The organism is Streptomyces sp. NPDC020192 (genome assembly GCF_044388685.1).
Lineage (GTDB): Bacteria > Actinomycetota > Actinomycetes > Streptomycetales > Streptomycetaceae > Streptomyces.
This window is the reverse complement of sequence record NZ_JBIRXG010000020.1, coordinates 147,757-160,255: the sequence shown is the minus strand read 5'-3', so window position 1 is coordinate 160,255 and position 12,499 is coordinate 147,757. Positions and strand designations below refer to the sequence as shown.

General features: G+C 71.4%; 11 protein-coding genes and 3 pseudogenes. 7 read left to right on the top strand and 7 right to left on the bottom strand.

What is annotated here, in order from left to right; all coding sequences use genetic code 11:
- Nucleotides 1-71 precede the first annotated feature (71 nt).
- Both ACH47Z_RS32920 and ACH47Z_RS32915 read left to right on the top strand, forming a co-directional pair.
- The gene (locus ACH47Z_RS32920) at nt 72-773 is read left to right on the top strand and encodes a GNAT family N-acetyltransferase (protein WP_399080269.1); all 702 of its coding nucleotides are present in this window, start codon (nt 72-74) and stop codon (nt 771-773) included.
- Between the two features lie 260 nt (nt 774-1,033).
- A complete protein-coding gene (locus ACH47Z_RS32915) occupies nt 1,034-1,978 on the top strand; it encodes a hypothetical protein (protein ID WP_399080267.1) in 945 nt (314 codons plus the stop codon).
- A 69-nt stretch (nt 1,979-2,047) separates the two neighbouring features.
- On the opposite strand, the gene ACH47Z_RS32910 is transcribed toward ACH47Z_RS32915, so the two are convergent.
- The 3 genes from ACH47Z_RS32910 to ACH47Z_RS32900 form a co-directional block, all read right to left on the bottom strand.
- Complete coding sequence (locus ACH47Z_RS32910; protein ID WP_399080265.1) at nt 2,048-4,393, bottom strand: FtsX-like permease family protein; 2,346 nt, start codon at nt 4,391-4,393, stop codon at nt 2,048-2,050.
- Nucleotides 4,390-5,091, bottom strand: a complete 702-nt coding sequence (locus tag ACH47Z_RS32905; RefSeq protein WP_399080338.1) for an ABC transporter ATP-binding protein — start codon at nt 5,089-5,091, stop codon at nt 4,390-4,392. Before ACH47Z_RS32905 ends, ACH47Z_RS32910 begins: the two co-directional genes overlap by 4 nt.
- Before the next feature lie 197 nt (nt 5,092-5,288).
- The gene (locus ACH47Z_RS32900) at nt 5,289-6,200 is read right to left on the bottom strand and encodes an LLM class flavin-dependent oxidoreductase (protein WP_399080263.1); all 912 of its coding nucleotides are present in this window, start codon (nt 6,198-6,200) and stop codon (nt 5,289-5,291) included.
- Between the two features lie 61 nt (nt 6,201-6,261).
- Here ACH47Z_RS32900 and ACH47Z_RS32895 point away from each other — a divergent pair, with 61 nt between their 5' ends.
- On the top strand, nt 6,262-6,726 hold the full coding sequence (locus ACH47Z_RS32895; protein ID WP_399080261.1) for a MarR family winged helix-turn-helix transcriptional regulator: 465 nt from the start codon (nt 6,262-6,264) through the stop codon (nt 6,724-6,726).
- A 7-nt stretch (nt 6,727-6,733) separates the two neighbouring features.
- Here ACH47Z_RS32895 and ACH47Z_RS32890 read toward each other — a convergent pair.
- Nucleotides 6,734-7,190: pseudogene (locus ACH47Z_RS32890) on the bottom strand (Type 1 glutamine amidotransferase-like domain-containing protein).
- Nucleotides 7,187-7,603: a hypothetical protein gene (locus ACH47Z_RS32885; protein ID WP_399080346.1), complete on the bottom strand. Its 417-nt coding sequence runs from the start codon at nt 7,601-7,603 to the stop codon at nt 7,187-7,189. Before ACH47Z_RS32885 ends, ACH47Z_RS32890 begins: the two are co-directional and overlap by 4 nt.
- Nucleotides 7,604-7,743: 140 nt before the next feature.
- On the opposite strand from ACH47Z_RS32885, the gene ACH47Z_RS32880 reads away from it, so the two are divergent.
- Both ACH47Z_RS32880 and ACH47Z_RS32875 read left to right on the top strand, forming a co-directional pair.
- Nucleotides 7,744-8,592 (top strand): MerR family transcriptional regulator, encoded by an 849-nt coding sequence (locus ACH47Z_RS32880; protein ID WP_399080259.1) that lies wholly within the window; start codon nt 7,744-7,746, stop codon nt 8,590-8,592.
- Nucleotides 8,593-8,676: 84 nt separating this feature from the next.
- Nucleotides 8,677-9,135, top strand: a complete 459-nt coding sequence (locus ACH47Z_RS32875) for a pyridoxamine 5'-phosphate oxidase family protein (RefSeq protein ID WP_399080257.1) — start codon at nt 8,677-8,679, stop codon at nt 9,133-9,135.
- A 113-nt stretch (nt 9,136-9,248) separates the two neighbouring features.
- On the opposite strand, the pseudogene ACH47Z_RS32870 reads toward ACH47Z_RS32875, so the two are convergent.
- Nucleotides 9,249-10,059 (bottom strand): annotated as a pseudogene (locus ACH47Z_RS32870) (acyl-CoA dehydrogenase family protein); the annotation flags it as partial.
- A gap of 369 nt (nt 10,060-10,428) precedes the next feature.
- Between ACH47Z_RS32870 and ACH47Z_RS32865 the strand changes: the two are divergent.
- Both ACH47Z_RS32865 and ACH47Z_RS32860 read left to right on the top strand, forming a co-directional pair.
- Nucleotides 10,429-10,896: a hypothetical protein gene (locus ACH47Z_RS32865; protein WP_399080255.1), complete on the top strand. Its 468-nt coding sequence runs from the start codon at nt 10,429-10,431 to the stop codon at nt 10,894-10,896.
- A 229-nt stretch (nt 10,897-11,125) separates the two neighbouring features.
- Nucleotides 11,126-11,962 (top strand): annotated as a pseudogene (locus ACH47Z_RS32860) (class I SAM-dependent methyltransferase); the annotation flags it as partial.
- Between the two features lie 58 nt (nt 11,963-12,020).
- On the opposite strand, the gene ACH47Z_RS32855 reads toward ACH47Z_RS32860, so the two are convergent.
- Entirely contained in the window at nt 12,021-12,431 is a 411-nt protein-coding gene (locus tag ACH47Z_RS32855; RefSeq protein ID WP_399080252.1) for a carboxymuconolactone decarboxylase family protein, read from the bottom strand.
- Nucleotides 12,432-12,499: the final 68 nt, after the last annotated feature.

The window sequence follows — 12,499 nt, the reverse complement described above, 5'->3', positions numbered from 1 at the left end:
GCGGTCGCCGGGCCCTCGGGCTCGGTGCCAGGTCGGTCAGGGGTACCACGGCCAGTTCCTCGAGTACGGTCGTGTCCGAGCGGGGCCATGCCGACGGTGATGCTCGTGGCGCCGGCCGCCGCGGCCACGCGTACGCGTACCTGCTCGGCCCGGTCGAGAAGGGCGCGGGCCTCCGTCAGCAGTTCCTCGGCGACGGCCTGTACGACTCGGGTTCAACTGGGGGCGTGAGAAGCGGTATTGTCGCCCTGAGCATGACGAATTCTCAGGTGTTCCTGCGTGCCGCGCGTCTCGATGACGTCGACAGCATCACTGATCTGCACACTCTGGCTCGCACGGCGTACTACCGGGCCGGCGGGGTGTCGGAGGTGGAACTCACCTCGCTCGACGCACGCGACAGCCGACGGGAGCCCTGGACACGCGCTGTTCAGGCCGACGACAGGACCGTGCTATGCGCGCACCGAGGGGACGAGATCGTAGGGGTCTTGGCGATGGGCCCACCCCACGACGCCGATGTCGATGTCACCTCCGTGGGGCAGCTCCACCAGATTCACGTCTGCCCCGGCCTGTGGGGGCAAGGGATCGGCGACCGGCTGCACGCGGCCTTCGTGCAGTTCCTCCGCGATGCATCGCTGCGGGAGGGCGTACTGGAGGCATGGGAACGCAACAGCCGAGCCCAAGCCTTCTACGCTGGGCGCGGATGGAAGCCTGACGGGCACCACCGGCCGGGTCCGGGTGGCGCACGCTACGTTCGCATGCGCCTCAATGCCCGTTGACGCTTGATCGAGCCCACCACGCCGACTCACGCCTCGTTCCCCTCCGGGTCGGCCGGCACCCGGTTCGACCGGGCGTCGGCATCGTTCACCAGACGTCCACCGGCGGCGAGCGCCGCGGTAATCCGGACGGGTCGATCAGATCCTCCTCGCTGGAGGCCCGGACCTGATAGCCGAGCAGAGCACACCAGAACGGCACTCCAGCGCGCGGGTCCGACACGGCGGGCTGCTCGGGCGCGGCGGGCAGCGTTTATCGTCTGGGCATGCGGCGCACGGACATCACTCACGACGACGGCACATGGACGGGCTTGTCCCTGGAGGTGGAAGCACGCCGCCGACCAGGTCTGTGTCCGTTCAGCGCCGGGCGGCGGCTGTTGCTCGCCCAGCAGTCGCGGCCTGTGCTGCTCACCGTCGTAGACGAGGACTTCTGCGGAGTGGAGTTCTGGCGTACCGACGGCTACCGGTCACCCCTCCCGCCGTTGCGTGCCGAGACGGGGCGGGATCTGGCCGGCAGGCCGGATCGCTGGGCGCACCGCTTCGTACAGCACCTGCTCGATTCACCGGGCAGCCCGCTGCACGACGGTCGATGGCTGCTCTCGCCCGAGAGCCCGCTCCTGCGCTGGAACCACGGTCGGCGACCGGAGGCCGAGTACTGGAAGTCGATGCTCGTCGAGGGCCATCCGGACGGTTACATCGACTGGTTCGTCCACAACGGTTCGTGGGAGATCCTCCCGCTGCGTCCGTTGCCCGATGCCGACGACGGCCGGGTCAAGGCGTACCGCAAGCAGGTCCGCGACGGCACGCTGCCGCCCGTGCTGGTGTGGTGGGTCAGCGGCCTGGACTGTCATCTGGTCCTGGACGGCCACGCGCGGCTCGCCGCGGCGATCGCTGAGTCGGCCGCACCCCCGCTGCTGCATCTGCACCGCACCACCCCGAGCGACGGGGTGGCCTCGGGCACCGAGCAGGCGGTGCGCCGTTACGAGGCCGAGATGACCCGTTACGCCGAACTCCGCGCCGCCTACGGCACCGCCGTCCCCGACGGTGCCGCCATCGCGGGACCGGTCCTGGCCCGCCGCCTCCGGGAACTGCACACGGCCCAACAGCCCAGCTGGGCCTGGCCCCTACCTGGTGGGGAGGAGCAATGGCGGTGCGTGGCAGGAAAGGTGACGAACAGTCAGTGGGCCGGTGGGGCATCGACGTCGGCATGACCACGGCTTGGGTGTCCGCCGGGTCGCTGAGGACCCGGCGGACACCCGCATCCGATACGGACGTGGCCGTCACTCGGTGCGCAGGACCCGGGCGATGGTCTGCCGGGCCGCCGCCCGCGCCGGAATCACCGCGCCCAGTGCGGCGATCGCCACCCCGGCCAGCACCAGCAGCGTCATCGGCCCGGGGTGCCATACGTCCAGCATCCGGTCCGGGAAGGTGAGTTGGGCGGCGTGCTCGGTCATCGGGATCACCACGTGGTACGCCGCGACTCCGAGCGGCAGCCCGAGGATTCCGCCGATCAGTCCCAGGCCGGCCATGGACACCACCATCATCACCGTGACCTGCCGTGGCGTCATACCGATCGATTTCAGCATCCCGAGGTCGCGCCGGCGCTCCCGGGCGCTCAGTACGACCGTGTTGAACACCCCCATCGCGGCGACCGCCGTCAGCATCAGGGTCAGCACGGACGCGGAGCTGATCACGGTCACCGCCCCGGCGTTCACCGATGTCTTCTCGGTCGGGTGGAGCCCGGGATCGGCGGCCCGCACGGCTTTCATATAGGCGCCGACATCGGCACCGGGGGTGAGCCGCACCCAGTACTGGTTGGCCTGCGCGTCCGGCGCCAGGGCGGTCATCGTCGCCCAGTCCGCGCGCATCCAGTCCGCCGGTCCCGACATGACCTCCCCGACCAGCGTCACCCGCTCCTGCCGGCCAGCCGCACTCAGCGTGAACGAGTCGCCGAGCCACAGCCCCTGCTTGGCCAGAAACCTGCCGGAGGCCACGACCTCGCCGGGCCCCCGCATCCAGCGGCCTCTGGCCAGGTCGTCCTGGCCGGTCGAACGCCCGCCGCGCAGCCCCATGATGGTCACGTCCTCGCTCTGCCCGAGCATCCGCACGTTCGCGAAGCCCACGCCGGCCACGTCCGCCGCGTGCGGCAAGGAGCGCAGCAGCGTCTGCGCCGCGACGTCACCGTGGTGCGGGACGGTCTCGTCGAACCTGGCCTGCCCCCGCCACACGATGGACTGCACGTTGCCGACGCCCTCGACCGCATCGCCGTAGGAGACCATGGTGGCCGACAGGCCGGTGGCGAAAGTCACCGTCGCCACCCCGAGCAGCACCGAGGCGACCGTGAGCAGCGCCCGTCCGGGCCGGGCGAGGGGCATCCCCAGGCCCAGGGACACCGGGCGCGGCAGCCGCACCCCGGTCAGCCAGCGCTGCACCGCCGGTCCCCGTCCGGCACGGGGCGCGCTGCCCGCGCTGATGGCCCGTGCCGCGGAGAGACCGTGGGCGCGCAGCGCCGGGATCAGTGCGGCCAGCACGACCAGTACGGGCATGCCGAGCACCGTGGTCGCGTACACCCAGGAGCTGATGGTGGGTACGACGTTCACCGTGCCGAGGTTCGCGCCCTGGAAGACCTGGTGCAGCAGCGGCCGCGCCACCACCGCGCCCAGGGCCGTGCCGACCGCCGCGCCCGCCGTGGCGGGGACGCAGACCATCACCAGGTAGACCGAGACGACCTGGTTGGGCGTGAATCCCAGGGACTTGAGCACCCCGATGTGCCGGAAGCCGGAGACGACGGCACCGCTCACCACATTGCCCACGATGAGGACCGCCACCAGCAGGCCGAGGATGCCGAAGGCCATGAGGAACGGCACGAAGGCGTTGGGCTCGGCCGCGACCTGCGCCTTCAGCGTCAGGTACGACTGCTGGGCGACCAGCGATCCGGACGGCAGGCCGGCGCTCACCACCGCGGTGTCCGCGGTGATCTGGCGGGCTGTCGCGGCCCGGTCGAACCGGTACAGCATCTGGTACGTCGTGGGGTGCAGGGTCGTGATCTGCTGCGGGGAGACCCATGCCTGCGCGGTTCCGCTGACGCTGGACGCGAGGCCCACCACGGTCAGGGGCCGCTGCTGTCCGGGCAGTTGGATCCGCTTGCCGAGCGGCGAGTGCGGCCCGTTGGCCATACCGGGCGCGTCCGGCAACGCCAGGACGAGCTGGCCGGGCCCGGTGGCCCAGTGTCCGGCGAACAGGTCCAGCCGGTCGACCGAGCCACCGGGGTCCGCCCGCCCCACCACCGTCAGGGGACCGGGCCCCATCCCCGGCATCTGTGACGTCGCGTCCTCCGGCAACTCGACCACGGTTTCCGGGAACGGCCCGGCCGAGGCCCGTACGCCCGCACGGTGCGCGGTCCGGCCCAGCTCCGCCTCGGAGACCTTGGCCGCGTCGAAGGTCGCGATGACATGCGCGCCGTGTGCCTGGCCGAAGAGCCGGTCGAAGGGCCCGGAGACGACGTCCAGCAGACCGAGGGCCACCACCAGGGCCATGCTGGAGACGAGGACCACCACCCCGATCACGGTGGTCTGGAGCCGCCGGCGGCGCACGGCCGCGCGCGAGGCCCGCCACACCGCGCTCATGCCGTCCGCTCCAGGGTCCGCTCTCCGGTGACCCGGCCGTCGGCCATCGTCACCAGCCGGCTGGCGCACCGGGTCGCCAGCCGCTCGTCATGCGTCACCAACAACAGGGTCTGACCCAGTTCGTTGAGGTCGATGAGCAGGTCCATCACCTGCTCCCCCGCGTGGCTGTCCAGGGCGCCGGTCGGCTCGTCCGCCAGCAGCAGCGCGGGGCGGTTCATCAGCGCGCGGGCCACCGCCACCCGCTGACGCTCGCCGCCGCTCAGCGCGGCCGGGTAGACGTTCCGGCGGTCGGCGATGCCGAGTTCGTCCAGCAGCTCCAGCGCCCGGCGCCGGGCCTGGCGGGCAGGCGTACCGGTGAGCTGGGCGGCCAGGGCGACGTTGTCGATCGCGGGCAGGTCGTCGATGAGGTTGAAGAACTGGAAGATCATGCCGATCCGCCGGCGCCGGAACAGCGCCAGCCCGGTCTCGTTGATCCGGCCCAGGTCCTCGCCGTGCACGCACACGGAGCCGCCGCTCGGCCGGTCCAGCCCGGCGATCATGTTGAGCAGGGTGGACTTGCCGCAGCCGGACGGCCCCATGACCGCCACCGCTTCTCCGGCGCCGATCTCCAGCGACACCCCGTTCAGGGCAACGGTGTCGCCGTACTCCTTGCGCAGGCCGCTCACCCGGACGACCGCCTGCTCCCGCCCGGCGGCCATGCCGGCCCCTGCCGCCGCGCCGCTGATCTCTTCGGTGCTCATGGCAGAGACGGTAAGCGGCCTCGGCCCACCCGGTCGTCACCCCCCGGAGGTAACCCAGGGCGCTGCTCATCCTGGCGATGTACGAGGCCGGCCCCGGGGATGGAGACCGGCTCGCCGACACGAATGTCGAAGGCGCACGCGGAAGGCAGGCGCCGTCAGGCGCCCGCCTCCCGCACGGGGGTGACGATCTCGTCCACCAGCCAGCGGGCGGCCTTGGCCGGATAGGGGCGCGGCAGTGCGAGCGCCACGTGCTGGATGCCGGTGGCGGCGAGGGCGTGGACGTGGGCGCGGGTGGTGGCGACGTCGGTGTAGTCGACGATGATCTGTGCGGAGCGGGTGATCTCGGCGGGGTCGCGGCCGATCGCCGCGCAGTGCGCGTCGAGGACGCGGGCGCGCTCGGCGATCCGGTCGGTGGTGTTGTGGGGCGGGCCGGGGACGTTCCAGATGTCGGCGTGCTCGGCGATGATGCGCAGCGTGCGGTCGCCCCAGCCGCCGAGCAGCAGCGGCGGGCCGCCGGGGCGGATCGGGCCGGGGCCGTTGCGCGTGGCGCGCAGACGGGTGAACGGGCCGTCGTGGTCGAAGACTTCCTCGGTCCACATGCGCCGCAGGATGCTGATCGTCTCGGTGAGCCGGGCCAGGCCCTCGCCGGGACTCGGGAGCGGGAGGCCGTAGGCGGCGTACTCGGCCACGGCCGGGTTGGGGCCGTCCGGCTGGCGGGTGCCGCCGACGCCCAGGCCCATGATCAGGCGCCCCTGGGAGATCACGTCCACGGTGGTGGCGATCTTGCCGAGGTGGGCGGGAGCGCGCAGCCCGTTGCTGGTGACGAGCAGCCCGAGGCGGAGCCGGGTGGTGCGGGCGGCCAGCGCGGCGAGCAGGGTCCAGCCCTCCAGGACGGCGCCGCCGGGCGGCCCGGCCAGCGGCATCAGGTGGTCCCACAGCCAGGCGTCGTCGAGTTCGGGCAGTTCGTCGGCCTCTTCCCAGACGCGCAGGATCTCGTCGTAGGTCAGGTGCATGGGCGTCGTCTTGACGCCGAAACGGAGGGTGCGGTGGTCTGTGTCGGTCGGCATGAACGTCAGGATAATAGATCGTCAGCCATGCTGACGATCAGTTGGGAGTTAACATGCCGGGATGGTGGAGAAGGACGACGGCGGGGCCGCGGTCGAGGAGCTGCTCGGTGCGAGGCTGGGCTACCTGCTCAAGCACGCGCAGCTACGACTGGCCGAACACGCCGGACCCGCACTGGCCCGATTCGGACTGGACGCACGGGAGTTGGCCGTACTCGTGGTGCTGGCGGCGGGTCGCCCGCTGTCGCAGTCGGAGGCGGCGCGGCGGCTGGGCGTGGATCGTACGACGATGGTCGCACTCATCGACGCGCTGGAGGACAAGGGCCTGGTGGAACGGCGCCGCAGTGCGGAGGATCGCCGACGCAACGTCGTTGAGCTGACGCAGCGGGGCAAACTGGTGCGGGCCGAAGCGGAGGAGGCCCGCGAGGCGGCGGAGCGGGAGTTTCTCGCCCCGCTGGGAGAGAAGGACGCGGCGCGGCTGGTGAAGGCGCTGCAAGCGCTCTTGGCCGGCACTCGGGACAAGTCCTAGCCGCTCATCACCGCGTCGCGAGCAAGCGGCACGCCAGGGCCCGCTCCCCGGCACCGCCGTCCCCCTCCGGCTCCACCCGATACGGACGAGCGTGCGACGTGCGACTCACCGCGTCCACCAGCAGACCATCCCCGAAGAGCGCACCGACACCGTCCTCCACCGCGCAGCCGGCCGGGAGCGAGCCGGTTCGGCTGCTCGGTACGACGAAGCCGATCCACACCGTGCACACGCCACACGGCGAGCAGGTTCGCGGTGTGGCCGCCACCCACGTACACGACGTCCTGAGCGGGCAGGAACGACCGCAGGGCATCGTCGTCGAGTTCCCGCCGGAACAGCGGCACGACACTGGGCTCGCAGTCGCGTGGCTGAAAGGCCGTGAGAAATTGCTCGATGTAGCCGGTGGCATCGCCGCCGGCGCCCGGTCGGCCACACATGCGGCGTGGTGCAAAGCCCAGAGGAATCAGGCGGCGGGGAGCGGTTGAACGGTCAGGTGGTAGTCCTCGAGGATCCGGCCGTCGTCGTCCAGGACGAGAAAGACGCGCGCCGCCCAGGCCACGTCCCCGGCCTGCTCGCCACGGGCATGCACCAACTGAATCGTGAGGACCACGACGTGGTCGTGGACGGCGATGTGCCCGTCGTGCGTCACCTCGTACTGGCCGGAGGCCACGAAGAGCGTGTGTGCCTCCGTGACCCGTTCCACGAGCGCGCCCCGGCCCCGGAAGCGAGTGCCCTCGACGTACTCGACACCCTCCTCGGGCCACAACGCGGCGACCGAGCGGGCCCGTGCCGCGGCGTCGGCCTCGCTCCAGACGGCGACGTACCGCTCCACGATCAGATCCACATCCAGGACGATGGCGGCGGTGTCGGTCTGCGACATGGTGTGTCAACTCCCGTGCTCGGATGGTTGGCGGCCGTTTTCCCGGCCGTGGTCATCACCCTCCCGGGCTCCGCAGCGGGAGGGTCAAGGGAGTTCGCCCCGCCGGACTCTCCCCCTACAGGAAGGCGCACAATCGATCCGTGTCGAGTTACCTGTCCATCGGCGACTTCTCGCGCGCCACCCATATGACCGTCAAGACGCTGCGCCACTACCACGAGATCGGCCTGCTGGAACCCGCGGACGTCGACCCTCGGACCGGGTACCGGCGATACGCGGCCGACCAGATCCCCACGGCGCAGGTGGTCCGCCGCTTCCGCGATCTCGGGATGCCGCTCGAAGAGATCCGGGCAGTTCTGACCGCGCCCGACATGGAGTCCCGCAACCGGCAGATCACCGCGCACCTGAGCCGTCTGGAGGAGCAGCTCGGCCGTACCCGGCGTGCCATCGCGACCCTGCGCGACCTGCTGGCGCCGCCACCGTCCGCCGCTGCCGCCGCGATCGGGGTGCGCGGCGTCGGCGCCGTCCGGGCCGCGGGTGTCAGCGAAACCGTCGACGCCGAGGACTGCGCGGCCTGGTGCCAAGGTGCGCTGGGCGAGCTTGCCGCGACCGTGGCCGGGCAGGGGCTTCGGGAGACCGGCCACCCCGGCGGTGTGTTCGCGGACGAGTTGTTCACCAGGCATCGGGGGCAGGTGACCGTCTTCGTACCCTGCGACGGCCCGGTCCGGCCCGTCGGCCGGGTCCGGCCGCTGGTGGTCCCGGCCGTGGAACTCGCCGTGATCGAACACTGCGGCCCGCCGTCCGAGGTCGACCGCGCCTACGGCACGCTGGCCGCGTACGTGGCCCGCCACGCACTGGCTGTCAGCGGGCCGATCCGCGAGTACTACCTCGTCGGCCACCGCGAGACCGCGGACAGCTCGCGGTGGCGGACCGAGGTCTGCTGGCCGGTGTTCCGGACGGGTACGGCGTCGGCGGCCGCCCCGGTCGGATAGCACCGCACCCCGCCGCCCGCCCGCATTCTGCGCGGAGGGCCGTGCCCGGGAATTGCCGGAGCGGACAAGGACGTTGATCGCACCATGACCCAAGGCCCAGCACCCCGCTCCCTGTCCGACGAAGCCCTCTCCGACCTGCTCGGCAAGCAGCGGTTCGGGACGCTCGCCAGTATCAAGCGCAGCGGGCATCCCCACCTGACCACGATGCTCTACCACTGGGACCCGCAGGCCCGCATCGCCCGGTTCTCCACGACGGCCGACCGCGTCAAGGTCAGGCACCTGCGGCACAACCCGCGGGCCGCGCTGCATGTGCAGGGTGGCGACGTGTGGTCCTTCGCCGTCGCCGAGGGCGAGGCCGAGGTCTCCGAGATCACGACGGTTCCCGGCGACGCGGTCGGGCGCGAACTGCTCGGCATGATTCCGGAGGCGGCGAGGCCGGAGGACGAAGCCGCGTTCCTGGAGCAGCTGGTCGACGAACGGCGGGTGGTCATCCGGTTGAAGGTGGACCGGTTGTACGGCACGGCACTCGACATCGACGGCTGAGGAAAGGGTTGGGCACTCTTGACAGTGGGACGACGAGCACATCCGCGCCGTCACAGGCATGATTGCGGGACTACAGGATGGGGGCTTCACGTGTCAAGTCCTCCTCGCTTCACCAACTGGCTCTGCATGGCCGTCTCGGAGGCGAAGAGCTTGGCCATGCCGGCTTCCATGGCCACCCGGCGGCCGGCGTCGGCCTCCCGGGCCGTGTACAGGGTGAGTTGGCGGGCGGCGGTCAGTGAAGTCGCCATGTCGGCCAGGTAGTTGCCGATCGACTGGTGCTGCCAGATCGGTCTGCCGAACGACTCACGCTCCTGGGCGTAGGCGAGGGCGTCCTCCAGGGCGGCCCGGCCGACGCCGAGGGCGCGGGCGGCGACCTGCAACCGCCCGGTCTCCAGGCCCTTCATCATCTGCGCGAAGCCCTTGCCCTCCGTGCCGCCGAGGAGGGCGTCCGCCGGGGCCCGGTAGTCCTCGAAGGACAACTCGCAGCTCTCCACGCCCTTGTAGCCGAGCTTGGGCAGATCGCGGGAGACCGTCAGGCCGGGGCCGTGCTCCGCGAGGAGGATGGAGATGCCCTGGTGGGCCGGGCTCGCGTCCGGGTCCGTCGTGCACAGCAGCGCGATCAGGCCGGAGCGCCGCGAGTTGGTGATCCAGGTCTTCGCGCCGTTCACCACGTATCCGCCGCCCGAGTCCCTGCGGGCGACCGTGCGGATCGCCTGCAGATCCGAGCCGCCGCCCGGTTCGGTCAGGGCCATGGTCGCGCGCATCTCGCCGGTGGCCAACCTCGGCAGGTACCGCCGCTTCTGCTGCTTAGGTGTCCGCGTGTTCCAGTTCCCGCACGACCGGCTTGACGTCTTTGTCGACGAAGTCACGCACCGTGCGCACGATGAACTGCTCGTCCTCGGACAGGATGTCGAGAGTGCTCATGAATGCCGCTCCAGAAAGCGGTCCGTCGTGTGGGGTGTCAGAGGACTCGGTCGGATCGGAAGGCCTCGATCGCGGACTGGTCGTAGCCCAGTTCGGCAAGGAGGGTATCCGTGTGCTCGCCGACGGACGGTACGGCGGCCATCGAGGGTGTCGAGGAGTGCCGCCCGTGAACGAGACAGCCACTCCCGCGCCACCGTCCTGACAGGAGGCCGTCGATGTGGTCGCCGGGGCGTGATCGCATGAGTCCCCCGCACCCGTCGTCCTCGGCCTGGCCCTCGCTGGGCACCGACCTCGGCCGGATCCGCTGGAGGCCGGCCCGACCGACACGACACCCGCCCGCTACCCCCACCGCACAGGGAAACGACGCCCATGCCCGCCTCGCTCGCCTCCTACGTGGAGTCCTGGCACCCCACGCCGGTCACCGACGACGACACCCTCCCGCCGGGTCCGGCAGCGGCCTTGTCGGCGCTGCCGGACCTGCCCGCCACCGCCGCCGGGTCCGGCGCCCCGCTGCCGCCGCTGTGGCAGTGGCTGTACTTCCTGCACTGGGCGCCCCAGCATGCTCCCGAGCGGCGGCGGATGTTCGCCGACGGACGCTGCGAGATCACCGAGCCCCTGCGCCTGGGCGAACCCGCCGAGCGTGTCAGCAGTCCGGCCGCCGTCACGCCCAAGCAGGGCCGCAACGGCGAACTGCTGTTCGTCACAGAGCGCCAGGAGTTCCGGCAGCGCGGCCGCACCTGCCTGGTCGAGGAACAGGACATCGTCTCCCGGTCCGGCGAAGGCTCCGCACCACGGCACCCGACGTCGCTCGACGTCACCGCCGTACTGGAACCGTAGGGCCAACGCCCACCGCATCCACTACGACACCCCGTACTGCCGTGACGTGGAGGGCTACCCCGGCCTCGTCGTGCACGGCCCACTGCCGGCCCTGCTCATGCTGGAGCTGGTGCGCAGGAACGCCCCCGAGCGGCAGCGACCGCACCTTCTGGGCGCCCACCTCGGCGTCACGCCCGACGACCGCATTATGGAGAGGCCGACGCGGGCGGAGATCGCTAGCCTGCTCCGCATGCCCGACGACATCACCCACGCACCTCGCGATGACGTGCCCGACGAGTCCCGGCGGGAGCGCCTGAGCCGGACGTTCGACGAGGACGCGGAGCTGTACGACCGGGCCAGGCCCGGATATCCGCCGGAGCTGTACGACGACCTCGCGGAACTCGCGGGGGCCACCCGCGGCAGCCGGGTACTGGAGGTGGGCTGCGGGACCGGCCAGGCGACGGTGCCGCTGGCCGAACGGGGCTGTCGGATCACGGCCGTCGAGGCGGGACCGAGCATGGCCGCGGTCGCCCGCCGCAATCTGGCCGGGACCGCGGGGGTGGAGGTGGTGACGGCGGAGTTCGAGAGCTGGCCGCTGCCTCGGGAGCCGTTCGACGTGGTGGTCTCGGCGACGGCGTTCCACTGGATCGACCCGGCGGTCCGCATGGTCAAGGCGGCGGACGCGCTTCGTCCCGGCGGGGCGCTCGCCGTGGTGCGCACCCAGCATGTGAGGGGCGGCACCGAGGAGTTCTTCATCGAGGTCCAGGGCTGCTACGAGCGGTTCGACCCGAACACACCACCCGGGCTGCGGCCTCCCGCGGCCACCGACATCGACGGCTCGGACCATGCGGAGGAGGTGGCCCGGAGCGGTCGGTTCGGGCCCACGGTCTTCCGCCGCCACGAGCGCGAACTCACGTACACCACAGCCCAGTACCTGGACGTGCTGCGCACCTACTCCGGCCACCGAGCCCTGCCGGAGACGGCCAGGAACGGCCTGCTGGACTGTATCGCGGCCCTGATCGACAGGCGGTACGGCGGCCTGGTCACCAAGCGCCATCTCTTCGAGTTGGCGGTGTCGCACCGGCGGAGCGGCCCCGGTCGGGTCCCCCCTCGGGACCCGACCGTTGAGACCTGTCCGGGCGGCCTCACTTCCACGGGGCCGTGAACGACCGGCCGGGCACCGGCTTGGCGATCAGCGCCACGGGGACGAAGAAGTTCACCTGGCCGATCACGAACATCAGCGTGGCGAGCGCCTTGGGCTCATAGTGCTCGGCCGCCTGCGCATACAGCACGCCGGACACCCGCTCGCCGTCTGCGGACGGCTGAAGCACGGTTTCCACCAGGGCCAGTGCGGCGCGCTCGGCACCGGTGAAGTACGGCGAGTCCTGCCAGGACGCCACCGACGTGATCCGTTCCTCCGACTCCCCGGCCTTGCGCAGGAAACCCGTGTGCAGCACGGTCAGGTACGTGCTGCCGACGATCTGGCCGGCCCGCAGCTGGACCAGGCTGATCGTGGAGCGCTGACGGATCGCGACGGAGAAGTGTGACCGCCCCACGATCAGCCGCTTCCGGGGCGGGCGCGCGGCCAGAACGCACCCGATCTGACGACAGGCAGGCGTGACGG

Excerpts from the sequence above, each read along its gene's own strand:
- ACH47Z_RS32905 (WP_399080338.1), bottom strand. The coding sequence starts at position 5,091 with ATGGCCGCCGGGCGGGAGCAGGCGGTCGTCCGGGTGAGCGGCCTGCGC.
- ACH47Z_RS32895 (WP_399080261.1), top strand. The coding sequence starts at position 6,262 with ATGGTGGAGAAGGACGACGGCGGGGCCGCGGTCGAGGAGCTGCTCGGT.
- ACH47Z_RS32875 (WP_399080257.1), top strand. The coding sequence starts at position 8,677 with ATGACCCAAGGCCCAGCACCCCGCTCCCTGTCCGACGAAGCCCTCTCC.
- ACH47Z_RS32910 (WP_399080265.1), bottom strand. The coding sequence starts at position 4,393 with ATGAGCGCGGTGTGGCGGGCCTCGCGCGCGGCCGTGCGCCGCCGGCGG.
- ACH47Z_RS32900 (WP_399080263.1), bottom strand. The coding sequence starts at position 6,200 with ATGCCGACCGACACAGACCACCGCACCCTCCGTTTCGGCGTCAAGACG.
- ACH47Z_RS32865 (WP_399080255.1), top strand. The coding sequence starts at position 10,429 with ATGCCCGCCTCGCTCGCCTCCTACGTGGAGTCCTGGCACCCCACGCCG.
- ACH47Z_RS32915 (WP_399080267.1), top strand. The coding sequence starts at position 1,034 with ATGCGGCGCACGGACATCACTCACGACGACGGCACATGGACGGGCTTG.
- ACH47Z_RS32885 (WP_399080346.1), bottom strand. The coding sequence starts at position 7,603 with ATGTCGCAGACCGACACCGCCGCCATCGTCCTGGATGTGGATCTGATC.